This window comes from uncultured Bradyrhizobium sp. (assembly GCF_947648125.1).
Classification (GTDB): domain Bacteria; phylum Pseudomonadota; class Alphaproteobacteria; order Rhizobiales; family Xanthobacteraceae; genus Bradyrhizobium.
On the sequence record NZ_CANSMR010000006.1, the window covers coordinates 46,122 to 68,539 of the forward strand.

Below are 22,418 nucleotides of genomic sequence, written 5' to 3' on the forward strand. Positions count from 1 at the left end.
CAAATCCGCAGGCTGCGCCGCGTCCACCATTTCGAAACCATAGATTGTCGCACCCGGAAACCAGCCGTTCACCATCCCCGACAAATGACCGGTGAATGACAGCGTCGCAGCCTCGCCAATGCACGGTGTTTGGCAGCAGGCCGCCCCGCCTTAGCGTTCGCTTAAGTTCGCTCTGACACGTTGGCCTGCAATCACAAAGGAGGCGTTCCGGCGCGTCTGTCTGACGATGAAGCCGAAGCGCGAGTGCTGTGAGTAGTTTGAGTCTGATCCGCGATTGCCTGGATGCGCTGCTGCATCCGTCGGCGCAATATGATGCGCTGACGCGTGCGCGCCACCGTGCCTTCATGGCGCCGCGGCTGCTCGGCAGTCTGGCGGCGCTGGCCTCGTTCCCGGCCTTTCTGGCGATGCGCGGGGCGCCGACGGCGATTGAGGTCGCGGCCTTCGCCTGGCTGATCGCGCCGATCCTGCTGTCCTGGTTCCTGTCGCGCACCGGCCGCTACGAAGGCGCGCATGTGCTGTCGTCGCTGGCGCTCGCCGGCCTCGTGATAGTGATCGCGGCCTCGACCGGCGGCATCGCGTCGTTCGCCGCGGTGTGGCTCGTCGTGATTCCGATCGAGGCGGCGCTGTCGGCGTCGCGGCGCGTGGTGGCGTTTGCGTTCGCGCTGGCGATGATCTGCGCGGCGCTCCTCAGCGTGCTTGGCCACTACCACGTGCTGCCGGTGGTCGATCCCGTGGTTGCCTCGAACAGCACGCTGGTCGGCTTCGGCGTCGTGTCGGCGATCTTCTATGCAGCCGGGCTTGCCTTCGGCGCGGAGTCGCTGGCGCGCACCAGCGTGGCGCTGCTTTACGTCGAGGAAGAGCGCTACCGCCTGCTTGCGCACAACATGAGCGACGTGCTGTCGCGGCACAGCCGCAACGGCGCGGTGCGCTTCATTTCTCCCGCGGTCGAGATCATGCTCGGCGTGCCGGCATCGCGGCTGTCCGGCCACGGCCTGTTCGACCGCGTTCATGTCGCCGATCGCCCGGCCTATCTCACCGCGTTGTCGGACGCCGCGCGCGGCGAATCCCGCAGCGTCGAGTTCCGCGTGCGCCGCGACGGTGCGCGTGGCGAGGCTGCCGCCGAATTCATCTGGGTCGAGATGCGCTGCCGTGCGCTCGATCAGGCCGCCGCCGATGCCGAGGTCGTCGCCGTGATCCGCGACGTCACCGATCGCAAGCTACAGGAGCAGGCGCTGGAGCAGGCGCGCCATGCGGCCGAGCAGGCCGATGCGTCGAAGACGCGCTTCCTGGCCACCATGAGCCACGAGCTGCGGACCCCGCTCAACGCCATCATCGGCTTCTCCGAGATGATCGCGCAGGAAGACGTGCTCGGCCTCGATGCGGCCCGCCGCAAGGAATACGCGCAGCTCATCAACGACTCCGGCCAGCATTTGCTATCCGTCGTCAACGGCATCCTCGACATGTCGAAGATGGAGTCCGGCAATTTCGAGATTTCGCCGGAGCCGTTTGCGCCGCGGCCGGCGCTGCTCAATTGCTGCAACCTGGTGGCGCTGAAGGCGCGCGAGAGCGGTGTCGACCTCGTCACCCGCGTGCCCGACGACCTACCGATCGTGAACGGCGATTCGCGTGCGTTCAAGCAGATCGTCCTCAATCTGGTTTCCAACGCCATCAAGTTCACCGAGCGCGGCGGCAAGGTGACCGTGTCAGCCGGCGTCGAGGGAGCGCGGCTATTGCTGCGGGTCTCCGACACCGGCGTCGGCATCGCCGCCGACGACCTCAAGCGGATCGGCGATCCATTCTTCCAGGCCGGCAAGACCTATCAGCGCCGCCACGAAGGCACCGGCCTTGGCCTGTCCATCGTCAAGGGGCTGGTTGGCCTGCACTACGGCGAAATGAACGTGGAGAGCAAGGTCGGCGAGGGCACCGTCGTGTCGGTCGCGCTGCCGCTGTCGTTCACGCCGCCGGCGGCGGTCGAGCCGTCCAGCAATGTCTCGACCTTGAAGCCCGCGTTGCGCCCCGGACTGCAAGAACAAACCCAACAGGTGAAGAAGAGTGCCTAGACAGACTTTGGATGACGACGAAACGCCGCGCCGTCGCCGCGGCGCCAAGGCAGTGGCCATCGCGGCCGAGGAGGAACGCGGCCTCGTCCTGCGCCTGCTGCTGCATAGTCCGAAGGATCTGGTTGCGGGCGTGCTGGCAACGTCTGCCATTGTTGCGATCCTGATCAATGCGCTGTTCTTGCAGGCTGGCCGTCATCCGTCGCCGATGTTCGGCGGTTCGGTGGTGACGCTGCCGCCGCCAGCCCCGGCTGCCGCGGCCACCAGCCCGCTGCCGCGCCCGCGTCCTGCCGAGGCCGCCGCCCGATCGGTCGAGCCCGCCATCGTGGAGCCGACCAAGCCGGTCGACGTGAAGCCGGTGGAGACCAAGCCGGCCGAGTCCAGATCCGTTGAAGCCAAGCCGGTGGAGCCCAAATCGGTTGAAGCGAAGCCGGTCGATCCGATGGCCAGCCTGGTGATGAAGTCGACCGCCGCGCCGCCGGCCGCCGCATCGTCCCCTGCCGCCGCGCCGTCCGGCGTCATTCGTCCGCCGGCGCCGATCCCGACACAGCATCTGAGCCCGGCCGGCAAGCGCATCGCAGCGGTCCAGCGTACGCTGACCGAATATGGCTACGGCCAGCTCAAGCCGACCGGCACGATCGGCGCCGATACCCAGCACGCGATCGCGAAATTCGAGCGCGCGCGCAAGCTGCCGGTGACCGGGCAGATGTCCGATCGCCTGGTGCGCGAGCTCAGCGCGATGATCGGGCATTCGATCGACTAGGTCTTGTCCTCTCGTCATGGCCGGGTGTCATCCGGCCATGACGTCTCTCCCCGACCCCCGTCAGACAGCTTCGCCCAGCAGAACGTCCCTGACCTCGTCAGAGAACAGCTTCCTGCGGCCGGCCAGCAGCACCCATTCCGGATCGTCGCGATCGGGAATGGCGCGCGGCATGCCGTGATCGAGCAGGGCCTGCGCGCAGCCCACCCAATCACCGCCGCTAACCGGTTCGTTGCAGGACGCCCACGACAGGGTGCCGGACACGTTGTCGCCGAAGCCGTGCTGCTCGGTCCAGTCAGCACCGTGCTCGAGCAGGAAGCGTGTCAGCGCGGCATCGCCGCGGAACACCGCATGATTGAGAGCCGACGCATCCCAATCGCCACCGCGCACCGTGATGGGCCAGCCCAGCTTGACCATCAGCCGCACCGCATCGTCGCCGCCTGCCGCGGCGAGCTCGGGAAGTAGTCGCAACTGCTGCGGTGAAAGCGAGCCAGGTAGATCGGGACGGCCGGCCTGGATCTGCCGTGCTTCGTCCTCGTTGCCGCTGCTGCACGCCGCGACGAAGCGCTCATCATCGGCAAGCGTCTCGTCGCCGGTACGCTGCCGCAGCAGCTCGGCGACCTCGGTCAGTCCAAACTGCAAAGCGTAGCGGTAGGCGCTGAGACCGTTCGGTGTCGTGATGCGCGGGTCTGCGCCGGCGTCGAGCAAGATCGCGATGCAGGTCCGCGAGCGCCGCCGCCGGATCGCCCACATCAGCGGCGATCCGCAATCCGTCAACGGCGCGTTGCGGGCCGGCTCGTTCGGATCGCCGCCGTGCCGCAGCAGCAATTCGAGCGCCGCCACGTTCTCGTCGTCGAGCACCTTGTACATCGCGTTGGTGCCGGTGATCCGCGCGCCGTGCTCGAGCAGCAGGCCTGTGGTCACCGAGCCTTCGAGCGAGTGGTACAGCGATTCATTGTCGTTCGGATTGGCGCCTGCCTCGAGCAACAGCCTGGTCAGCGCGAGATCGTGGTTGCATCCGGCGGCGCCATACAGCGCTGACAGCGGATTGCTGTCATCGGGCGCGTCGAGCGATTCGGGTGGCCAGCGGCTGCCGATGTGCTGATCGGGATCGGCGCCGGCCTGCAGTAGCAGGCGCGCGCAGCGATGCAGCCGTGCTTGAAATTCCGGAATCTGAAGCAGGCTCGAATGCGTCACCGCGACCAGCGGCGGCAGTTTCAACGGACCGCCGGGACGGTTGACCCATGCGGGATCATCGGCTGCGGCGCGTTTTACCGTCTCCTCGTCGCCAATGGTGCAAGCGAGATAGGGATCGTCGGCCACAAGATCGGGATCCTCGGTGAGCATCCGCACCGCGACGCGCGGATGGGCGCGATCGGTGGTGCCGTCGACGTCTGCGGCATAGACCAGTTGCAGCCATCGCCGCACGCGATCGTCCCGGCTCTTGCCTGGCGGCAATTGGGCTTCGACATAGCGCCGCAGGTCCGGCCATGAGGCGAAGCCGAGATCGCGCGCCACGCAGGACTGCGCATCGTGGAGCCGCAGATCAAGCGCTGCGATTTGCGCGTCGCTGCGTCCGGCCGCAGTCGGCAGTGCCTGTCGGAAGCGTGCGTAAGCCTCGGGGGCCTGCCGCCGGTAAAGGCGAATGAGCTCCTTGGCCTGCTTCTTCAGATGTTCGAGATTCAATCGCGCGGGCGATCGGTTCATGGAAACCTCCGTGCATCAATCGCCGATGGTCCACAAAACCGGCTGCACAAAGGCTTGGTTCGCCGCATATCAGATGCAAGTGGGTTCAACCCTTCCCGTGGACCCGGGCGCGGCTTGCACCGCAGATGCAAGGATATGAGTGACGTTTGGTTCGGTCAACCCGCCGGTACGTGATGTCATCTGTGACAATTGGACGTGGCTGCGCCGCTAGCTTATAGGTCGGCGCATGCGATTGAAAACCAGCATATGGGTCGCGGCGTATCTGCGCCGTTGCCAGACCGAAGGCGTGTTCGGCGCGATCCGCAAGAAGGGCGCGGAGGAAGCCGGCGCCGTGTTCGTCAAGGTGGCGCTGATGGACGGCAACGCGATGCTGTATGCGCCCGCACCGCAGACGGTCTATGACGACAGCCGTCCGGCAGAGCGGCTGTTCGTGCCGATGGCGCAACAACCGGTGTCCGAGCCGTCAATCGAGGAGCGATTGACCAAGGAGCTCCGCTTCGATCCCGATGCCTGGATCGTCGAGACCGAAGATCGCGCCGGACGGCACTTTCTCGATCTGGCGAAAAGCTAATTACCAGACTTCTGGTTGCGAATGCCGGGCGCGCTGCCGGGCTGCACGACGGGTCGTGTCTGTGACGGCGTCGCGCGCACGCGATGGCGCTCGTCGTCATAAAGGGACGAGCGGTACTTGGCACGGGCCACCGCCATGGTCGAGCCGCGCCACGCCGCCAGCATCACCAGCGCGGAGCGCTCGCTGAGGCGATCGTAGAGCCGCGACAGCCGATAAACATAGTTGACCGACGAGCCGGCTTCCGGATTGAGGAACATCAGGATCCGCTGGAACGCGGCGCTCGAGACGTCAAGCGCCCGCATCGCGCAGGCGAGCGGCTCGCCGCCGGGATCGTTGGCGACCTCCGCCGAGATCCGCGACGGCAGGATCAGTGCTTCGCCAAGTTCGAGCGCGAAGTTATCGAGGTCCTCGGCAAACGCCGCCATCTCCAGGATATGGATCGCGCGCGCGGCGCGCGCGGCCGGGATCCGTGCCGCGGCCTTCAGCGGCGACTCCTGCAGATTGTGCAGGATCTGTGCGCGTTCCTTGGCGCTGGCGGCAAAGAACATGTCGGAGATTTCGGCGGCATCGTTTGGCCGCATCGCAAGGCTCGCGGCCATCCGCAGCTCTGCCTCGGTCGGAATCCTGGCGGGCAGCATCGACGGTGCGGACGCAGGAACTGGCGCGGCAGCCGCCGTCGGCTGCTCCGGTCCGGCGCGGCGCAGCCCGAGCTTGTCGATGATCCGGGCCGGCGTCGCCGGATAGATCGCGAGCCGCGCGCGGACGGCGGCGCGGGTCGCATCGTCGACCTCGTCGATCAGGCGCGACGTCAGCTCGACGAACTGGCGTTCTTCATCGGCGGAGTGTGCGCTCGCCTGCACATACAGGTCGGTCAAGACGCGCAGCAAAGTGGGGCGGATGTCGACGCCCTCGCGGCGGGAGAGCGTCATCAGCCCATCGAAACCAGGAAATAGCGGAACTGCGCTCATCTCGGGCGTACGCGACTAGCCAATCAGACTCGGTTTGAAAACCTTCCGAGAGCGAGCCTACGCAGGCTGTTTTAAGACGCAGTTAAGGAAAACAAGCCGTGAAGGCGAACGTTCGAATTTGCGCGTGTCCATTAAGGCACAGCGACACATCCGTAACCGTCCGTATCGGCAGTTTAAGATGTCGTTAACCATACGCGTTCTTAACTCGGCGTGCGCGGGGCAAATCATGTCCGTGCGGGGCCAGAGAGAACGGAACATGGGCACCATCGTTGAGTTTCCGGCGGATGCGGCTGCACGGCGGCCGAGCATGGTCGGTGCTGCCGGCGAAGGCATGGGGACCGTACTGATCCTTCCCGTCGTGCGGATCGAGCGAACGACGGAGGAGACCGGCGGTGGGCGCGGACCGGAGCAGGGCACTGCGCAGGGCCGCCGACGCCGACGCCGCTCCTGATCGCGGACATCGTGCAATGTCGCAGCTTGCGCAGCGGACCGCCGCTCGGCGGTCACTCCCGGCGCTGATCCTGCTGTTGGCGGGCGCAGCGCTCGCGGGCTGCAGCGGCGGCGATTTCGGGCGCACCCGCGCCGACTTCCGCAACGACGACATGCATCGCTGGATGGGTGCCGAAGCGACCGGCAGCGTCGGCAAGAACGCCTCGCAATTCCAGCTCACCGAACACGAACGTCAGCTGCGCGATCTCGCTTATCAGTTCATCGAGCCGCCGCTGTCGCGGCCGGCCTGGAAGAGCGTGTATGGCGACTATCAGCCGCTGCCTTCGCCGTGGCGGCAGAAGGTCGTGTTCGATCGCACGGCGTATGGTCGCAATTTGATCGACGAGCCACATCGCTCGTTCGCCTCGCGCTATTCGCTGCTGATCGACCAGGTCCGCGACGACATCACGCGCTTCGAGCCGTTCTTCGCCACCGCGATCCAGGTGATCGAACTCGACCGCAAGCGCAATGCCAGCCTCAACATGATCGCCGACGTGTCGCCGCGCGAGCGGGCCGACGCGGTGGCGCGGATGGAAGAGAACACGCTGATCGTGCAATGGGTCCAGCAGAGCCTGGAGCGGCGGATCTCGTCCTATCGCTGGGCGCTGGAGCGGCTGGTGATCCAGGCACCTGACGGCATGGCGGCTGACGCCGAACGCCAGATCAACGAACTTGCCCGGCTCACCGCCAATGCACCGCTGGTCTCAGGACCGGCCACGGGCCATGCCGTCGTGACGAAGGGCTAGGCCCGCTTCGCTTTCCGCGCTGGTTTGACCCCGCGGCTGCTCGCTTGCCGCGGCAGGCTCGCAATGAACTCCTTCAGCGCGTCGGAGGGCGGGTGAGCCGAGGGGTAGGCGAGGCCGACCTGGCGCGTCACGTCGATCTCGATCGCACGCACCGCCACATCCGGATTGCCGCGCGCCACGCCTTCGGGAACGATCGCAACGCCGACCCCGGCCGCGACCAGCGCCATCGCCCATTCCTCCGATTCCGCGATCGCCACCGGCTTGCGCGGCGGCGCGGTGCGTTTGAAGAATTCCTGCTGCTCGCAATGACAGCGATCGATCATCGGAACGCCAGCGAAGTCGGTGGTCCGGAGCGTCTCCTTCAGGGTGAGGGGATGCGACGGCGGCAATGCCGCGACGTAGCGCTCGCTCCAGAGCGGGATGAAGTGTTCGCCGGCGTTGATCATGGTCTTTGCGACGATCCGCGCGTCGGCCTTCTCATTGGCGCCGACCAGCCGAAGCGCGAGATCGGCGTTGGCCGTCAGCGGCTTCAGCAGCGCGATCGTCCGGGCCTGATCGAGCGTGCGCAACAGGCCAAGCGTCAGCGCCTGCCTTGTCGCCGGTTTGCGAAACAGGTTTCGCGCCGCGTCCGCCTCGTCGATGATCCTGCGGGCGATGCCGTGAAACTGCGCGGCGGATTCCGTCGGCGCCATACCCTTCTTGTGCCGGATGAACAGCGTGGTGCCGAGCTCGGCCTCGAGATTGGTGATCGCCGCCGAGATCGACGGCTGCGAGATGAAACAGCGCTTCGCCGCAGCGGTCAGGTTGCGCTCGCGGTAGACCGCGGCGAAATAGCGGAGTTCGCGGATATCCATAGGTCTGTCCTATCGTATAGATAGAAAGACAATATTTTACCTATGGAAAGGCGGGTGGCAAGTCTGCGCTGAATTCAGCGGAGGACTGGTCATGCGCATCCACCATCTCAACACCGGCACCATGTGCCCGATCGGCAAGCGGCTCGTGAACGGCAGCGGCAGCATCTTCCAGCGGGCGCGGATGGTCTGTCACTGCCTGCTGGTCGAGAGCAATGACGGCCTCGTGCTGGTCGACACCGGCATCGGGCTCGACGACATCGGCGACCCGCCGCGGCTCGGGCGCAAATGGGTCCGGCAGACCACGCCGCGGCTTGATCCGGCCGAGACGGCCGTCCGCCAGGTGAAGGCGCTCGGCTTCTCGCCCGATGACGTACGGCATCTGCTGCTGACGCATCTCGATCGCGACCATGCGGGCGGCGTGCCGGACTTTCCAAAGGCCAAGGTACATGTCCATCGCAAGGAATTCGACATGGCGGTGACGCATCAGGTCGTGCCGCCGGAAGGACGCTACATCACGGCGCAGTGGAAGCACGGGCCGGATTGGGCGTTCTACGGCGCCGGCGGCGAGGACTGGTTCGGCTTCAAGGGCGTGCGCGCGCTCGGCGACCGCGAGCCGGACATTCTGATGATCCCGCTGCCGGGCCACACGCTCGGCCATTGCGGGATCGCGGTGCGCGACAAGGACAGATGGCTGCTGCACGCCGGCGATGCCTATTTTCACCACGCGCAGCTCGATGCCCGGCCGCGGATCCCGCTGGTGCTCGGCATGTTCCAGCGCCGCGCCGACATGGATCGCGCGACGCGCATCCAGAACCAGGAGCGGCTGCGCCAGTTGAAGGCGGCGCATAGCGACAGCGTCACGATCGTCAACAGCCACGATCCCGTCGATTACGAGACTTGCCGTTGCGGCCGCCACGCGCTGGCTGCGAGCTAGCGCTTGTTGCGCGCCGCGGGCGGCGGGGCGGGAGCGGGGAGCGGTGGCGGCGCTTCCTGCTTGGCTGCGACCGGCTCGGCCTGCAGCTTGCAGGACGAGGCCGCGAGCGAGGCCTGTGCCTGCGGCATCAGGCCGGGCTCCGGCGCCAGCGCCTTCAGCAGGATCAGGCCGGTCGAGGTCGGCGAGTCGATGATCAGCCGGTCGGCGGCGGTGACTTCCTCGTCCTCGGGCAGCTCGTTGTGCTGCGCTTCCGTCATCAGATCGAGCTCGATCACCTTCTTGCCGGCGGAGCGGTCGTTGATCGCGTAATAGGCGACCTCGTTGCGGGTGTAGAACGACACCGACGTGTAGGCCTGGCTGACCGGCACGGTGAGCTTGAGTGGCCCGGAGGAGAGATCGTAGCGGCAGATCGCCACCGCGAAGGCCGGATCCATCAGCGGCATCGGCGAGTTGCTCGGGTCGGCCAGCGGCAGCTGCGTCACCTCGTTGAGCTTGGTCATCGGCGTCAGCCGCGAATAGGCGTCCTGCGAGGCGATGCGCGGCAGCGCCAGCACGCTGACGAGATGCACCACGCCGCCGAGCAGCACGCCTGCGAGGATTGTGAACAGCACGCGGATCATGGGCAGCCCGTCGTTGCGATCGAGGGCATCGGCGCGTCGCGCTGGGTGCGGGTCGCGACCCCGACCGGCGTGTCGTAGAGGCGCAGCATCAGCGCGTAGCGCTCGATGCCGCCGGTCGGCAGCCAGTTGCCGGCGCGCGAGCGCGAGGCGATGTGGATCTCGAACGTGCCGTCGGAGGCGCGCATGATCTCCTGGCTGGTGAAGCCGTAGCGCTGCAGCGAATTCGCGACGAGGTGGCCCTTGCGGTCGAACAGCGTCAGCGTCCAGAACCGCGCCGCCGGCGTCACGCCGCTGACCACGATATCGCAGCGGCCGTCGAGCGGCTTGTTCTTGTCGTCGGTAGTTGCCGAGAACGCGATGCCGTCGCCGGTGCCGATCGGCAGCTCGCCGCTGCGCGCGATGGTGGCGCGCGAATAGGGGTCGACGTCGGAGGTGCCGTTCTTCGGCCGCGCGGTCCAGGCGCCGATCTTCAGCGTGCCGAGATCGGTGCCGCGCGTCGCCGTCGCGTAGGTCAGGCCGAGGCCAACGGCCGTGGCGATGACGAGTGCCAGCAAGGTGGTGAGGAGGAGCCGCACGTCAGTTCTTGCGTGGCGCAGGGGCTGTCGTGCCGTCCGGCCCGGCCGCGGCAACGTAGTTTTCGGGGAACGCCAGCGCGCTCGAGGATTCCGGCTTGCCGGCCTTCGAGGGCTCGTTCAGCGTGGTCTTGTTGGCGGTCTTGGCGGCGTCGTCGAGCAGCTTCTCGACCCGCACCAGGATATCGGCGCCGCGCTTGGTCAAAACCGGCGGCGGACCCGGCTTGGTCTCCAGGATACGCGGCGCTGCGTTGGCCTGGGCATTGGCCTGCGCCGGCTGCGGCGGCAGCTTCTGGCCCATGCCGACGCCGTTGAGTTCTTTCACCTCAACACCCTGATGCGCTGCGACCATGATGTCGTGCCAGGTCTGCGCCGGCAGCGAGCCGCCGGTCATGCGGTTGGTCGGCGAATAGTCGTCATTGCCGTACCAGACCGCGCAGGTGAAGTTGCCGGTGTAGCCAACGAACCAGGCGTCGCGATAGGCGTTTGTGGTGCCGGTCTTGCCCGCGGTCGGAATACCGTCGAGCGCGGCGCGGCGCGCGGTGCCTTCGCTGACCACGTGGCTCATCATGCCGGCCATGTCCGCGGCGATGTTCGGCGGAATGGCTTGCCGCGGCTTCGGGCCGTCGCGGTCCCACCGCCACACCAGGTCGCCGGCGCCGGTGCGCACTTCGAGCACCGAATGCGGCGTCACCGCCTTGCCGCGGTTCGGGAAGGTCGCATAGGCCACCGCATGCTCGATCACCGTGACTTCGTCGGAGCCGATCGGCAGCGACGGCGTATCGGGCAGCGGCGCCTTGATACCAAAGCGGCGTGCGACCTCGATGATCTTGGCGCGGCCGGCCTTCGGGCCGCCAATGTTCTTGCCGAGCTCGATCGAAAGCTTGACCGGCACCACGTTGATCGAACGGGTGATCGCCTGGGTCAGCGTCACCTGACCCGAATAGGAATGGCCATAGTTCTGCGGGCACCAATTGCCGATGCAGACCGGGCCGTCGACCACCTTCGAGTTCGGCGTGAAGCCGTTCAGCAGCGCCGTCGTATAGACGTAGGGCTTGAACGACGAGCCGGGCTGCCGGTAGGCGTCGGTGGCGCGGTTGAACTGGCTGGCGCCGTAGTCGCGGCCGCCGACCATGGCGCGGATGCCGCCGTCGAGATCGGACACCACGGTCGCGGCCTGCGTCGCGTGATAATCGCGCCCGAACTGGCGGAGCTGGTTCTCGATCGCTTCCTCGGCCGCCTTCTGCACGTTCATGTCGATCGCGGTGCGGACCACGAAGACGCGCTCGGTGTAGGATTTCGGGAAGGTGTCGACCAGCTTGCGCATCTCGTCGAAGGCGTAGTCGAGATAATAATTCGGCGAGTTCTCGTCGCGCCGGTCGACCGCGACCGCCGGATTGCGGCGGGCGCCGAATACCTGGCCCTCGGTCATGAAGCCGGCATCGACCAGGTTGTCGAGCACGACGTTGGCGCGGGCGCGCGCTGCGGGCAGGTTGATGTGCGGGGCGTATTTGGTCGGCGCCTTGAACAGGCCGGCGAGCATCGCGGCTTCCGCGAGGTTCACGTCGCGCACCGACTTGTTGAAATAGAAGTGCGCCGCGCCGTCGACGCCGAAAGTGCCGCCGCCCATATAGGCGCGGTCGAGATAGAGCTTCAGGATCTCGTTCTTGGTGAGCCGCGTCTCCAGCCAGATCGCAAGGAAGGCTTCCTTCACCTTGCGCTCGATGGTGCGCTCATTGTTCAGGAACAGGTTCTTGGCGAGCTGCTGGGTGATCGACGAACCGCCCTGGCGGACGCCGCCGGCCTGCGCGTTGGTGACGAGCGCGCGGGCGAGGCCCGGAACGTCGATGCCGAAATGGTCGTAGAAGCGGCGGTCTTCGGTCGCGAGCGTCGCCTTGATCAGGTTGTCCGGAAAGTCTTCCAGCGGGATCGAGTCATTATGCTTGATGCCGCGGCTGCCGATCGGGTTGCCGTAACGGTCGAGGAAGGTCACCGCGAGGTCGGACTTCTTCAACCAGTCTTCGTCGGCGGTCTCGCGGAAGGCGGGGATCGCGAGCGTCAGCATCAGGATCATGCCGCCGAGCCCGATGGTTGCGGCCTCCGACAGCGGCTCGATGAACACCCAGCGCTTCCAGCGGCCGACATAGAAGCGGTCCATGAAGGTGGAATAGCGCTCGTAGAGTTCGCGCAGGCCCTTGCCCGACGAGAACAGCGTCGAGTCGATACGCGCATCGAGGTCCAGGAAGAAATTCCGGACCTTCTGTTTCCAATGCGACGGCATGATCTGAAGGACCGGACCCTTGATCAGTTCGACAGCGCTGCGGGCGCCCGAAATGGGCACAGGCCAGCGTCTTGCTTCGATGTTGCGGCAATCCCAAGGCGCTTTTGCGTCGTTGGGGACTCGTTCGTTGTTCTATCCGAGCGCCAGCCATAAACCAATGGCGCGGCTGGTGAATTTAATGAAAGCCCTAACGCTGCCCACCGGCTTTTTCGACCCCGCAATATCACCCCCTTGCGAAGCCGGCGCCGGCGTCCCAAGAAGAGCCTTACCACCATGTCAGGGATATCATGACCGCACCGCCCAAGCGCCCGTCGGGCCAGGAGGGATTCTTCTGGAAAACCAAGACGTTGGAAGAGATGTCCAACGCCGAATGGGAAAGCCTGTGTGACGGCTGCGCACGTTGCTGCCTGGAGAAGCTCGAGGACGAGGACACCGGAAAAATCTACTTCACCCATATCTCCTGCAAGCTGCTCGATTCCGGCCTGTGCACCTGCAAGGACTATCCGAACCGCTCCGACCAGGTTCCGGATTGCGTCCGCCTGACGCCGGAAAACGTCAGGACGCTGAACTGGCTGCCGCCGAGCTGCGGCTACCGGCTCGTGGCCGAGGGGCGGGACCTTTACTGGTGGCATCCCCTGATCTCCGGCGATCCCAACACCGTGCATGAAGCCGGGGTCTCGGTGCGCGGGCGGGTGGAGGGCACCGAACTCGACGTCAACGACGCCGATCTCGAGGATCACATCGTGCGCTGGCCGGCCTTGCTGCCGAAACGGGCACAATTGAAGAAGCGGCCGAAGGTCTCCAAGTAGATTTCCAAGACGTGACGCTGACGGCGCGAGAGCTGGCGCCGGTGCTGCCGCGATCACGTCACCGCGAGAACAGTGCGGTGGGATGCACCCATGCGCTGAGGTGCCTGCCTCAGCAGCGAATTGCTGCATAAATTGCGGATCAGAGAATGATTCCATCGCGGCCCGCGCCCGCGCAGCAGCATTACGCCCCAAATGAACAAGTATGAACGGCAGAGCCGTTTTCCTGCCGAGCAAGAGACATTGCCTGACGACATTGCCGCAGAGCTGTCTCACCTCCCGAGCGAGGTGATCGAACTCAGCGACGCGCCGCCGCTGGCGCCGCCGGCCCCGCTCAATCCCGACGAAGTCCGCACCATCGTGATCAGCCTGATGCTGACGATGTTCCTGGCCGCGCTTGACCAGACCATCGTCGCGACCGCGCTGCCGACGATCGGGCGCCAGTTTCACGACGTTACCAACCTGTCCTGGGTGATCACGGCCTATCTGCTCGCCTCCACCGCGGTGGCGCCGGTGTTCGGCACGCTGAGCGACATCTATGGCCGCCGCGTCATGATCATCACCTCGCTCAGCCTGTTCGTGGTCGGCTCGGTGCTGTGCGCGATCGCGCCCAGCATGACCATGCTGATCATTGCCCGCGGCCTGCAGGGACTCGGCGGCGGCGGCATCATGCCCGTGGTGCAGACCGTGATCTCCGACGTGGTCACCCCGCGCGAGCGTGGCCGCTACCAGGCTTATTTCTCCAGCGTCTGGATGGCCGGCGGCATTCTCGGCCCGGTGGTCGGCGGCGTGTTCGCCGAGCATCTGCACTGGTCGATGATCTTCTGGATCAACCTGCCGCTCGCCGCGGCGGCGCTGGCGCTGCTGCTGCCGAAGATGAGCAAGATCCCGGTGTTCCACCGCAAGCGCAAGGTCGACTGGCACGGCGGCGTGCTGCTGATGGCCTCGGCCGTCGTGCTGATGCTGGTGCTGACCTGGGGCGGCACGCGTCTCTCCTGGCTGTCGCCGACCATTACCGCGATGGTCGGCGCCTCGATCGCGCTCGCCGGCGCCTTCGTCTGGCACGCCCGCCGCGCCGACGAGCCGTTCCTGCCGCTGTCGCTGCTCGGCGGTTCGGTGGTGCCGTTCGCAATGGGCGCCGGCGGCTGCGCGCTCGGCGCCATGGTCGGGCTCACCGTGCACCTGCCGCTCTATTACGAGGTGGTCTATCACCTCACCGCCAGCGAGGCCGGCCTTGCGCTGATCCCGCTCGCGGCGATCTCGACCTTCGGCGCGGCGATCGCCGGCCGGACCATGGCGAAGGCCAAGCACTACAAGCGTGTCGCAATCGTCGGCACCTCGGTGGCTGCGATCTGCGCCGTCGGCATGGCCGTGACGACGCTGCCGTTGTGGGGATTGCTGCTGTTGATGAGCGTGTTCGCGCTCGGGCTCGGCACCACATTCCCGATCAGCGTGGTTTCGCTGCAGAACGCGGTGGCGCGTCCGCAGGTCGGCACCGTGACCGGCGCGATGAACTTCTTCCGTGCCATGATGGCCTCCTTCACGGTCGCCGCCTTCACCACCATCCTGCTGATGACGCTCGGGACCGACATCTCGCTCGCCGGCGAGCACCATGCCGCTTCGGCCAGCACCGTCGGCGCGATCCCGATGGCCGACATGATCACCGCGTTCCGCTACGTGTTCGGCGCCGCCGCCGTGTTGCTGACCACCGCGTCGATCTGCATGATCACGATGGAAGAGCGCCCGCTCGCCGGTCCCGCCGCGCAGCCGGTGGAGATGGCGGAGTAGGGGCGGATTCACCCCTGACGTCGTCCTGGCGAAAGCCAGGACCCATAACCACCGCATTTGATGATGGATGGGATCGCGGCCCCAGCATCGCGCAACAATTCTCATTTGGGGTAATAGGCCCTGGCTCCCCGTGCGCAATTGCGCACTAGGCCAGGACGACACCGAATGTGTTGGACCATTTGTGATTCATACTTCGGCGTTCTCGCGACATGATTTGTCCGAGTCTTGCATCTCGTTCCGCCCTCCCACTTGGAAGGGGCGCGGGACCGCGCTTTTATTCCCGCGCTGCCTCAAATTTATTCAGCCGGCGAGTGGCGACCCAATACTTTAGTTGTCGTCCGCGCATGGCGATCTGCGCGCAGTTTCACTTGCTGCGCGTTTTGTCGCAGCTATAGTCCGGCCCCAAGAGCTCGAAGCAGCCGAACAAAAAGAGGAGAGAAACAGGGTGAAAAGAACATCGCGACTGCCTGTTCATGCGATGCAGCAACTTGCCGGAGTGGCCGTGTTGGGCCTTTTGGCAGCCAGCCCCAGCGGCGCGCTGGCGGCTGACACCCTCAAGATCGGCGTGATCGCCGAAGCGCAGGCGATTGCCGGGGCGTCGATCCCGCAGGCGGCGCAACTCGCCGCCGACGAGATCAACGCCAAGGGCGGCATCGACGGCCGCAAGATCGAAATCGTCTCCTACGACAATCACTCGTCCTCGGCGGACTCGGTGCGGGCATTCCAGCGCGCGGTCAACGAAGACAAGGTCAACGTCGTCATCTCGAGCTATATCAGCGAAGTGGTGCTGGCGCTCGAGCCCTGGGCGTCGCGCCTGAAGACGCCGTTCGTCACGCCCGGCGCGGCCTCCAACGAGATCAGCAAGAGCGTCCACGCCGACTACGAGAAGAACAAGTACACCTTCCACGGCTATCTGACCTCGGCGGCGCTGGCGCTGTCGGTGTGCGATGCCGCCAAGGAGCTCCTGGTCGATCAGAAGCACATGAAGACCGCGGTCATCATGAGCGAGGACGCGGCCTGGACCAAGCCGCTCGACGTCGGCTACGAGGAGTGCCTGCCGAAGATCGGGCTCAAGGTCGTCGACCATATCCGTTTCTCGCCCGACACCACTGACTTCACGCCGATCTTCAACAAAGTCGAAGCCGCCAAGCCCGACGTGATCATCACGGGCATCTCGCATGTCGGCGTGCAGCCGACCGTGCAGTGGAAGAACCAGCAGGTGCCGATCCCGATGTTCGGCATTTCCTCGCAGGCGACCAACGAGACCTTCGGCAAGGACACCAACGATGCGGCGGAAGGCGTGCTGTATCAGGGCGTGTCGGGCCCGAACGTCGCGGTGACCCCGAAGTCGGTGCCGTTCGCGGAAGGCTTCAAGAAGCGTTACGGCAACTATCCGTCCTATGCGGGCTACACCGCCTATGACGAGGTCTACTACATCGCGGATGCGGTGAAGCGCGCCGGCTCGGTCGAGGCCGACAAGATGGTCGATGCGCTGGAGAAGACCGATTGGGAAGGCACCATCGGGCGCGTCCAGTTCTACGGCAAGGACGATCCGTTCACCCATTCGATCAAGTACGGCAAGGGCCTGATCACCGGACTGATGCTGCAGTGGCAGGGCGGCAAGCAGGTCGCGGTCTGGCCGAAGGAGGTCGCCAAGAGCGATCTCAAGTTCCCGAGCTTCATCAAGCTCACCACCAACTGACTGATGATCATGCTCCCGGGCCGGTCCCGGGAGCATCCGTATTCAGTTCCGCATCCTCCACAACAGGCAGCCTTGCTGCCGCGGCCGATTTGAGATGCTTGCCTTACAAATCCTGATCGATGGCTTTGCCATCAGTGCGCTCTATGCGCTCGGCGCGACCGGCTTCACCCTGATCTTCGGCGTCTCCGGCGTTCTCAACCTCTCCCACGGCGCCATCATGGTGGCCGCAGCGGTCGCGGCCTGGGCTGCGGCGAGCGTGCTGCACCTCGACATCTACTCCGGCGCGCTGTTCGGTGTCGGTGTGGCGCTGATCATGGCGTTCGCGACCTACTTCGCGGTCGTGAAGCCGATCCAGAATTCCAGGCGGATCCCCAACGAGGAGAAGGAAATCTTCGTCCTCACCGGCACGCTGCTGTGGGGCATCATGATTCAGGAGCTGATCGCCTATTTCTTCACCAACAACGCCAAGACGGTGCTGCCGATCGTTGAGGGCGTCGTCGATATCTTCGGCAACCGCACGCCGCGCAACAATATCTTCACCGCGCTGGTTTGCTGCCTCGTGATCGGTCTGCTGTGGCTCTTGGTGAACCGTACCCGCACCGGCAAGGCGGTGCTGGCGGCCTCGATGAACCCGCGCGGCGTCACCTTGCTCGGGCTCGAGCTCACCCAGATCTACATCGTGGTGTGGGGCATCTACGGCATCCTCGCCGGTATCGCCGGCGTGCTGCTCGGCATGTTCCTCGGCGTCAGCTCCTACAGCGTCGGGCCGTTGACCGCGAGCGCGTTCTCGATCGTGGTGCTCGGCGGCCTCGGCAGCGTCTCGGGCTCGCTGATCGCGGCCTTCGTCGTCGGCTATCTCGAGACCATCACGGCCTACATGATCTCGCCGGCCTACCGCACCATTCCGGCGCTGCTGCTTCTGGTGTTCGTGATGTATATCCGGCCCCAGGGCCTCTTGGGGAGGCGCTGAGATGGCCAACTTCTTTACCTCGCGCCTGTTCTTCATTTCGCTGGTCTGCGTGGTGGTTGCCGCGACGCTGCCGCTCTATGTCTCGGGCTACATCCTCGGGCTGCTGACCGTCGCGTTCTATTTCGGCGTGTTCGCGATGGCCTGGGACCTCTTGTTCGGCTTCGCCGGTGAGGTCAATTTCGGGCCGACCTTCCTGATCGGCACCGGCGCCTACACGGCCGGCATCCTCAACAACCAGTTCGGCTGGTCGGTCTATGTCTGCATCCTGCTCGGCGCGCTGGCGTCGGTGGTCGCGGGCTTCGTGCTGGCGCTGCCGGCGCTGCGGGTGAGGGGACCGTATTTCGGCCTGACCACGCTGGTCGCGGTCTTGATGCTGCAGAACTTCGTCGTGGTGTTCGCCGACCTGACCGGCGGCGAGATCGGGCTCACCATTCCCGACGTCATCACCATCAATGCCGGCGCCAATTACTGGATCGCGCTCGGCTTCATGACCGTGAGCGCCGCGATCTTGTACGGGCTGTCGCAATCGCCGGTTGGACTCGTATTGCAGGCGAGCGGGCAGGACCCGGTGCAGGCCGGCGCGCTCGGCTTCAACATCGTCAAGCACAAGCTCGCGGCCTTCATCGTCAGCGCCTTCTTCTCGGGGCTGTCGGGGGCGCTCTTGGTGTTCTACTTCGGCACCGCCTCGGTCGGCACCGTGGTCGACGTCGCGGTCGGCGTGAACGTCATCGTGTCCGCCGTGCTCGGCGGCCGGCGTACGGTGCTCGGCGCGGCGTTAGGTGCGATCTTCCTGATCGTGGCCGGCGAATTCCTGCGTCCGACCGGCGAGCTTGCAACCTTCATCGTCTCGGCGGTGGCGCTGCTCGTCGTCCTGTTCTTCCCCGGCGGTTTCCTCGGAGCGGCCCTGTCACGCGAGGCGCGCTCCTAAATGGATCAGACTGTGACCACTACTCCGACACTTGCAGTTCGCGGCCTGACCAAGCGGTTCGGCGGCCTGACCGCGGTGAAGAATCTGAGCTTCGAGCTGCGGCCCGGCGAGATCCTCGGCCTGATTGGGCCGAACGGCTCGGGCAAGTCGACCGCGATGAAGAGCGTGATGGGCATCGAGCGCCCGACTGCGGGTGAGGTGCTGTTCGACGGCGAGAACGTGGCCGGGCTGCCTGCGCACAAGATCGCGCGCAAGGGCTTTGGCATGGTGTTCCAGCACTCGCGGCCGCTGAACCGGCAGACCGTGCTCGAGAACATCATGGTCGCGCTGTTGCCCGACAGCCTGTTCATGCTGTTTCCCGACAAGGCGCTGACCGAGCGCGCCAAGTGGATCGCCGAACGCGTCGGCCTGGGGGCGGTGATGAACCGCCGCCCGCCGACCTTGCCGTTCGCCGATCTGCGTCGGCTTGAGCTGGCGAAGGCGATCGCGCGCGATCCGAAGGTGGTGCTGGTCGATGAGCCCTTTGCCGGCCTCACCAGCGCCGAGGTTGGCACGTTCTCCGCATTGATCCGCAGCTTCCGCGACGAGGGACGCGCGGTGATGCTGGTCGACCACAACGTCAAGAGCGTCGCGGCGCTGGTGGACCGTGTGCTCGCGATGTATCTCGGCGAGGAGATCATGACCGGCCGCGCCGAGGACGTGATGAAGAACGAGACCGTACGGCGGGTCTATCTCGGCGGCGCGATCGAGACCCATGCGCGGCCCGAGACCTCGTTCAAGGACAAGGTGCCGCTGCTGCAGGTCGAGAATGTCAGTGTGCATTACGGCAAGGCACAGGCGCTGGAGAACGTCTCGATCCACGTTCATGAGGGCGAGTTCGTCTCCGTTGTTGGCTTGAACGGCGCCGGCAAGACCACGCTGTTCAACACCATCTCGGGCTTCCTGCCCTATACCGGCGAGATCCTGCGCGGCGGCCAGAAGTTGCGCGGAACGGGACCTGCCAAGATCGCCCGCTCCGGATTGGTGCAATGCCCGGAATCGCGCGAATTGTTCGGCGAGATGACGGTGCGGGAAAACCTCGACCTCGGTGGCCAGCATCTCGACGACGCGGCGCGGGCGAAGCAGCTCGCCTGGCTGTTCGAGCTGTTCCCGATCCTGAAGGAACGCCAGGGCCAGATGGCGCAGACGCTGTCCGGCGGCGAGCAGCAGATGCTGGCGATCGGCCGCGCGCTGATGATGCAGCCGCAGATTCTGATCCTGGACGAGCCGACGCTGGGCCTCGCGCCCGTCATCCTCGAACTGTTGTCGAAGGCGCTGGAGAAGCTGCGCCAGACCACCAAGATCACGGTGCTGCTCGGCGAGCAGAACGTGACCTTCGCGCTTCCGCATGCCGACCGCGTCTATGTGCTCGAGCACGCGCGGATCGTCTGGGAGGGCGACCCGGGCCGGTTCGCCGCGGAGGCGGGCAAGGACTTCCTCTGACGTTCGAAGTTTGAAGAATAACAAAACAAAGCAAGGGAGATCATGATGCCAGCATATTCAACCGCCACCCGCGTGAGCCTGTTGGCCCCGGCGCTGGCGCTGTGCCTCGCGGCGCCGGCCTATGCGCAGTCCAAGGATCCGATCAAGATCGGAATCATCGCCGAGGTGCAGTCGATCGCGGGTGCGGCAACCCCGGGTGGCGCGCAGATCGCGGCCGACGAGATCAATGCCAAGGGCGGCGTGATGGGCCGCAAGATCGAGATCGTCACCTACGACAACAAGAGTTCGTCGGCGGATTCCGTGCGCGCGTTCCAGCGCGCGGTGAGCGAGGACAAGGTTTCGGCCGTGATCGCGAGCTACATCAGCGAGGTGGTGCTGGCGCTCGAGCCGTGGGCCTCGCGGCTGAAGATGCCGTTGATCACGCCCGGCGCCGCCTCGAACGAGATCACCAAGGCAATCCACAACGACTACGAGAAGAACAAGTACACCTTCCACGGCTACCTGACCTCGGCTGCGCAGGCGCAGCTCGTCTGCGACGCGGCCAAGGAGCTCCTGGTCGACCAGCTCAAGTTCAAGTCGGTGGCGATCATGAGCGAGGATGCGGCATGGACCAAGCCGCTCGACGTCGGCTACGAGGCCTGCCTGCCGAAAGCCGGCCTGAAAGTCGTCGAGCACATCCGCTTCTCGCCCGACACCACGGACTTCACGCCGATCTTCAACAAGATGGAAGCCGCCAAGCCCGACGTGATCGTCACCGGCATCTCCCATGTCGGCGTGCAGCCGACGGTGCAGTGGAAGAACCAGCAGGTGCCGATCCCGATGTTCGGCATCAGCGCGCAGGCGCTGAGCCCGACCTTCTGGGGCGACACCAACGGCGCCGCCGAAGGCGTGCCCTCGCTCGCGGTGGCGACGCCCGACGTCGCCGTCACCCCAAAGACCAAGCCGTTCGCCGCGGCCTTCAAGGCCAAGTTCGGCACCCCGCCGGCCTATACCGGCTACACTGCCTATGACGAGGTCTACATCATCGCGGAGGCGATCCAGCGGGCCGGCTCGACCGATCCGGACAAGATGGTCACCGAGCTCGAGAAGACCGATTTCGACGGCACGATCGGCAAGATCCAGTTCTACGGCAAGAACGACGAGTTCACCCACGGCATCAAGTCCGGCCCGGGCGCCGTCACCGGCCTCGTGTTCCAGTGGCAGGGCGGCAAGCAGATCACGGTCTGGCCGAAGGCGATCGCGGAAGGGAAGCTGAAGTTTCCGGATTTCGTGAAGCTGTCGCAGTAAGCGTTGATAAGCCGCAGGCAAATCGGGATCGTCCGCCCCTGGCGGACGATCTCATTTCTCCGCAAACGATGTGCAGGTCACGTTGTACCAATCATATCCGCAACAGTTACCCTCTGCATGTCGAAACTTCGCGATGGAAAACCGTACCTTGTCGCCACAAAGCTTCTGTGCGACCGCATTCAAGTCCAGCCCGCGAGGGTCGTAACGGGGAAACGGAGGGCACGGTCCATCGTATTCGCCGGTGCAGATCTGATGAGTGACGACCCTTAGGCGAGACATCAGATCTTGCGTCACGCGGCTTTCGATCGAATTGGCATTTTCCTTGATTCGATCGGCGGCGCTGACACCGGCTTCACTGACTTTCGAGATAGCGGCTTGTTCGGCGGTAGCAATCTTTGGTTCGATGCCGTCAAGATCCTTCCGAATGGTGGTTGTCGAGGAGCCCAATTCCTGAATTTTGTTCTGCGCACTCACAAGAAGGCCGCCAATACCAGCACCGCCGAGACCGAGAACGATCGCGATAGCTACTGCTATTCCAAACTTCGTCTCGAGCGAAGTGGTTCGATCTTTTAGCTTTTCGAACTGCTGGTCGTCGGCTTTGCCGTCGACGTCCTGCTTATCGGCTTTGGAGTATTCGAAACCGGAGACGCGTTGTTCGAGAGCTGTTGTCCGCTGTTCCAAGGTGCTGGTGCGAGAGCGCACTTCGTCGATCGAGTCGTTCATTACCTGTCCGATGGTGCTCAAATAGAATAAAACCGAGGGTAGCATCTAAGTGCCAATAAGCAAGATCTCGGTATCCGGCACCCGCGCGCCGATCTCGTCGCGCGTGCGCGCGGCGCCGAGCGCGGCCCACAGCCCGGCGAAGGCGGCACCGAGCACCAGGATGCGCGCCATCT

The 22,418-nt window shown here is 65.2% G+C and carries 21 protein-coding genes; 13 read left to right on the forward strand and 8 right to left on the reverse strand.

Features of this window, described 5'->3' with window-relative positions; translation table 11 throughout:
- The first annotated feature begins 248 nt into the window (after window positions 1-248).
- Window positions 249-2,060, forward strand: coding sequence for an ATP-binding protein (locus Q0030_RS13370; RefSeq protein ID WP_298367437.1), 1,812 nt, complete (start codon window positions 249-251; stop codon window positions 2,058-2,060).
- Window positions 2,053-2,820, forward strand: a complete 768-nt coding sequence (locus Q0030_RS13375; protein WP_298367439.1) for a peptidoglycan-binding domain-containing protein — start codon at window positions 2,053-2,055, stop codon at window positions 2,818-2,820. The genes Q0030_RS13370 and Q0030_RS13375 overlap by 8 nt, the downstream gene beginning before the upstream one ends.
- A gap of 60 nt (window positions 2,821-2,880) precedes the next feature.
- Here Q0030_RS13375 and Q0030_RS13380 read toward each other — a convergent pair whose 3' ends face one another.
- A complete protein-coding gene (locus tag Q0030_RS13380) occupies window positions 2,881-4,524 on the reverse strand; it encodes an ankyrin repeat domain-containing protein (protein WP_298367440.1) in 1,644 nt (547 codons plus the stop codon).
- 226 nt (window positions 4,525-4,750) lie between these two features.
- Between Q0030_RS13380 and Q0030_RS13385 the strand changes: the two genes are divergently transcribed.
- On the forward strand, window positions 4,751-5,095 hold the full coding sequence (locus Q0030_RS13385) for a DUF1491 family protein (protein ID WP_298367442.1): 345 nt from the start codon (window positions 4,751-4,753) through the stop codon (window positions 5,093-5,095).
- On the opposite strand, the gene Q0030_RS13390 is transcribed toward Q0030_RS13385, so the two are convergent.
- On the reverse strand, window positions 5,092-6,024 hold the full coding sequence (locus Q0030_RS13390) for a DUF2336 domain-containing protein (protein WP_298367445.1): 933 nt from the start codon (window positions 6,022-6,024) through the stop codon (window positions 5,092-5,094). The genes Q0030_RS13385 and Q0030_RS13390 overlap by 4 nt on opposite strands.
- A 295-nt stretch (window positions 6,025-6,319) precedes the next feature.
- On the opposite strand from Q0030_RS13390, the gene Q0030_RS13395 reads away from it, so the two are divergent.
- Together Q0030_RS13395 and Q0030_RS13400 are read left to right on the forward strand one after the other, a co-directional pair.
- Window positions 6,320-6,514 (forward strand): hypothetical protein, encoded by a 195-nt coding sequence (locus tag Q0030_RS13395; protein WP_298367447.1) that lies wholly within the window; start codon window positions 6,320-6,322, stop codon window positions 6,512-6,514.
- Window positions 6,515-6,530: 16 nt separating this feature from the next.
- A complete protein-coding gene (locus Q0030_RS13400) occupies window positions 6,531-7,298 on the forward strand; it encodes a hypothetical protein (RefSeq protein ID WP_298367450.1) in 768 nt (255 codons plus the stop codon).
- Here the strand turns inward: Q0030_RS13400 and Q0030_RS13405 are convergent.
- Window positions 7,295-8,152 (reverse strand): LysR family transcriptional regulator, encoded by an 858-nt coding sequence (locus Q0030_RS13405; protein WP_298367452.1) that lies wholly within the window; start codon window positions 8,150-8,152, stop codon window positions 7,295-7,297. The genes Q0030_RS13400 and Q0030_RS13405 overlap by 4 nt on opposite strands.
- 91 nt (window positions 8,153-8,243) lie before the next feature.
- On the opposite strand from Q0030_RS13405, the gene Q0030_RS13410 reads away from it, so the two are divergent.
- Complete coding sequence (locus tag Q0030_RS13410) at window positions 8,244-9,086, forward strand: MBL fold metallo-hydrolase (RefSeq protein WP_298367455.1); 843 nt, start codon at window positions 8,244-8,246, stop codon at window positions 9,084-9,086.
- On the opposite strand, the gene Q0030_RS13415 is transcribed toward Q0030_RS13410, so the two are convergent.
- The 3 genes from Q0030_RS13415 to Q0030_RS13425 are packed head-to-tail and all read right to left on the reverse strand — an operon-like array spanning window position 9,083 to window position 12,559.
- Entirely contained in the window at window positions 9,083-9,706 is a 624-nt protein-coding gene (locus Q0030_RS13415) for a DUF1254 domain-containing protein (protein ID WP_298367458.1), read from the reverse strand. The two genes, Q0030_RS13410 and Q0030_RS13415, sit on opposite strands and share 4 nt — an antisense overlap.
- A complete protein-coding gene (locus tag Q0030_RS13420) occupies window positions 9,703-10,281 on the reverse strand; it encodes a DUF1214 domain-containing protein (RefSeq protein WP_050424324.1) in 579 nt (192 codons plus the stop codon). The genes Q0030_RS13415 and Q0030_RS13420 overlap by 4 nt, the downstream gene beginning before the upstream one ends.
- 1 nt (window position 10,282) lies before the next feature.
- The gene (locus tag Q0030_RS13425) at window positions 10,283-12,559 is read right to left on the reverse strand and encodes a PBP1A family penicillin-binding protein (protein ID WP_298368023.1); all 2,277 of its coding nucleotides are present in this window, start codon (window positions 12,557-12,559) and stop codon (window positions 10,283-10,285) included.
- Window positions 12,560-12,846: 287 nt separating this feature from the next.
- Here Q0030_RS13425 and Q0030_RS13430 point away from each other — a divergent pair, with 287 nt between their 5' ends.
- The 7 genes from Q0030_RS13430 (at window position 12,847) to Q0030_RS13460 (ending at window position 21,522) form a co-directional block, all read left to right on the forward strand.
- On the forward strand, window positions 12,847-13,368 hold the full coding sequence (locus Q0030_RS13430; RefSeq protein WP_092125191.1) for a YcgN family cysteine cluster protein: 522 nt from the start codon (window positions 12,847-12,849) through the stop codon (window positions 13,366-13,368).
- A gap of 192 nt (window positions 13,369-13,560) precedes the next feature.
- A complete protein-coding gene (locus tag Q0030_RS13435) occupies window positions 13,561-15,153 on the forward strand; it encodes an MDR family MFS transporter (RefSeq protein ID WP_298367466.1) in 1,593 nt (530 codons plus the stop codon).
- Between the two features lie 478 nt (window positions 15,154-15,631).
- Window positions 15,632-16,855, forward strand: a complete 1,224-nt coding sequence (locus Q0030_RS13440) for an ABC transporter substrate-binding protein (protein WP_298368025.1) — start codon at window positions 15,632-15,634, stop codon at window positions 16,853-16,855.
- A 94-nt stretch (window positions 16,856-16,949) separates the two neighbouring features.
- Window positions 16,950-17,825 (forward strand): branched-chain amino acid ABC transporter permease, encoded by an 876-nt coding sequence (locus Q0030_RS13445; RefSeq protein WP_092125194.1) that lies wholly within the window; start codon window positions 16,950-16,952, stop codon window positions 17,823-17,825.
- Window position 17,826: 1 nt separating this feature from the next.
- Window positions 17,827-18,753, forward strand: coding sequence for a branched-chain amino acid ABC transporter permease (locus Q0030_RS13450; RefSeq protein WP_298367471.1), 927 nt, complete (start codon window positions 17,827-17,829; stop codon window positions 18,751-18,753).
- Window positions 18,754-20,235, forward strand: coding sequence for an ATP-binding cassette domain-containing protein (locus tag Q0030_RS13455; RefSeq protein ID WP_298367473.1), 1,482 nt, complete (start codon window positions 18,754-18,756; stop codon window positions 20,233-20,235).
- A 42-nt stretch (window positions 20,236-20,277) separates the two neighbouring features.
- Window positions 20,278-21,522, forward strand: coding sequence for an ABC transporter substrate-binding protein (locus tag Q0030_RS13460; protein ID WP_298367476.1), 1,245 nt, complete (start codon window positions 20,278-20,280; stop codon window positions 21,520-21,522).
- 51 nt (window positions 21,523-21,573) lie between these two features.
- Here the strand turns inward: Q0030_RS13460 and Q0030_RS13465 are convergent, their stop codons facing one another.
- On the reverse strand, window positions 21,574-22,245 hold the full coding sequence (locus Q0030_RS13465) for a hypothetical protein (RefSeq protein WP_298367479.1): 672 nt from the start codon (window positions 22,243-22,245) through the stop codon (window positions 21,574-21,576).
- Window positions 22,246-22,290: 45 nt separating this feature from the next.
- Window positions 22,291-22,416, reverse strand: a complete 126-nt coding sequence (locus tag Q0030_RS13470; RefSeq protein WP_298368060.1) for a hypothetical protein — start codon at window positions 22,414-22,416, stop codon at window positions 22,291-22,293.
- Window positions 22,417-22,418 lie beyond the last annotated feature (2 nt).

What these genes read in the sequence shown, in the direction of transcription:
- Q0030_RS13415 (WP_298367458.1), bottom strand. Translation starts at nt 9,706, where the DNA reads ATGATCCGCGTGCTGTTCACAATCCTCGCAGGCGTGCTGCTCGGCGGC.
- Q0030_RS13380 (WP_298367440.1), bottom strand. Translation starts at nt 4,524, where the DNA reads ATGAACCGATCGCCCGCGCGATTGAATCTCGAACATCTGAAGAAGCAG.
- Q0030_RS13390 (WP_298367445.1), bottom strand. Translation starts at nt 6,024, where the DNA reads ATGACGCTCTCCCGCCGCGAGGGCGTCGACATCCGCCCCACTTTGCTG.
- Q0030_RS13450 (WP_298367471.1), top strand. Translation starts at nt 17,827, where the DNA reads ATGGCCAACTTCTTTACCTCGCGCCTGTTCTTCATTTCGCTGGTCTGC.
- Q0030_RS13425 (WP_298368023.1), bottom strand. Translation starts at nt 12,559, where the DNA reads ATGCCGTCGCATTGGAAACAGAAGGTCCGGAATTTCTTCCTGGACCTC.
- Q0030_RS13430 (WP_092125191.1), top strand. Translation starts at nt 12,847, where the DNA reads ATGACCGCACCGCCCAAGCGCCCGTCGGGCCAGGAGGGATTCTTCTGG.
- Q0030_RS13435 (WP_298367466.1), top strand. Translation starts at nt 13,561, where the DNA reads ATGAACAAGTATGAACGGCAGAGCCGTTTTCCTGCCGAGCAAGAGACA.
- Q0030_RS13385 (WP_298367442.1), top strand. Translation starts at nt 4,751, where the DNA reads ATGCGATTGAAAACCAGCATATGGGTCGCGGCGTATCTGCGCCGTTGC.
- Q0030_RS13470 (WP_298368060.1), bottom strand. Translation starts at nt 22,416, where the DNA reads ATGGCGCGCATCCTGGTGCTCGGTGCCGCCTTCGCCGGGCTGTGGGCC.
- Q0030_RS13465 (WP_298367479.1), bottom strand. Translation starts at nt 22,245, where the DNA reads ATGAACGACTCGATCGACGAAGTGCGCTCTCGCACCAGCACCTTGGAA.
- Q0030_RS13460 (WP_298367476.1), top strand. Translation starts at nt 20,278, where the DNA reads ATGATGCCAGCATATTCAACCGCCACCCGCGTGAGCCTGTTGGCCCCG.
- Q0030_RS13405 (WP_298367452.1), bottom strand. Translation starts at nt 8,152, where the DNA reads ATGGATATCCGCGAACTCCGCTATTTCGCCGCGGTCTACCGCGAGCGC.
- Q0030_RS13445 (WP_092125194.1), top strand. Translation starts at nt 16,950, where the DNA reads ATGCTTGCCTTACAAATCCTGATCGATGGCTTTGCCATCAGTGCGCTC.
- Q0030_RS13440 (WP_298368025.1), top strand. Translation starts at nt 15,632, where the DNA reads ATGCAGCAACTTGCCGGAGTGGCCGTGTTGGGCCTTTTGGCAGCCAGC.
- Q0030_RS13400 (WP_298367450.1), top strand. Translation starts at nt 6,531, where the DNA reads ATGTCGCAGCTTGCGCAGCGGACCGCCGCTCGGCGGTCACTCCCGGCG.
- Q0030_RS13410 (WP_298367455.1), top strand. Translation starts at nt 8,244, where the DNA reads ATGCGCATCCACCATCTCAACACCGGCACCATGTGCCCGATCGGCAAG.
- Q0030_RS13455 (WP_298367473.1), top strand. Translation starts at nt 18,754, where the DNA reads ATGGATCAGACTGTGACCACTACTCCGACACTTGCAGTTCGCGGCCTG.
- Q0030_RS13395 (WP_298367447.1), top strand. Translation starts at nt 6,320, where the DNA reads ATGGGCACCATCGTTGAGTTTCCGGCGGATGCGGCTGCACGGCGGCCG.